This window comes from Pseudomonas sp. 2822-17, assembly GCF_002742485.1.
In the GTDB taxonomy this organism is placed as follows: domain Bacteria; phylum Pseudomonadota; class Gammaproteobacteria; order Pseudomonadales; family Pseudomonadaceae; genus Aquipseudomonas; species Aquipseudomonas cyclaminis.
On record NZ_LJRZ01000373.1, the window covers coordinates 1 to 253 of the forward strand.

The following is a 253-nucleotide window of genomic DNA, read 5'->3' on the forward strand; positions in this document are numbered from 1 at the left end:
AACTGGCCTTAGAAAACGAAGAGGTCACTGCTGTTTTAACGATCCCTAGAGATTTCACGTACCGTACTTTGTCTAAAATGTTATTAGATGAAGGTGATGGTGGGCAGCTTCAAATTACAGTGAAAGACTATAGTTCCATTCAAACAGAGGTTTTTCAAGATTTAATATATAGATTTGCTAGGACAGTCAATTTTGAAACAGCCATTTCACAGTCGTTGATAGAGCTCGGACATTATGATGTGGTGTATACAGA

Annotated in this window: 1 protein-coding gene; it reads left to right on the forward strand. The window is 37.5% G+C overall.

What is annotated here, in order from left to right; genetic code table 11:
- The coding region (locus tag AOA60_RS33325) for a hypothetical protein (protein ID WP_218240621.1) at positions 1–253 on the forward strand (253 nt) is incomplete at both ends.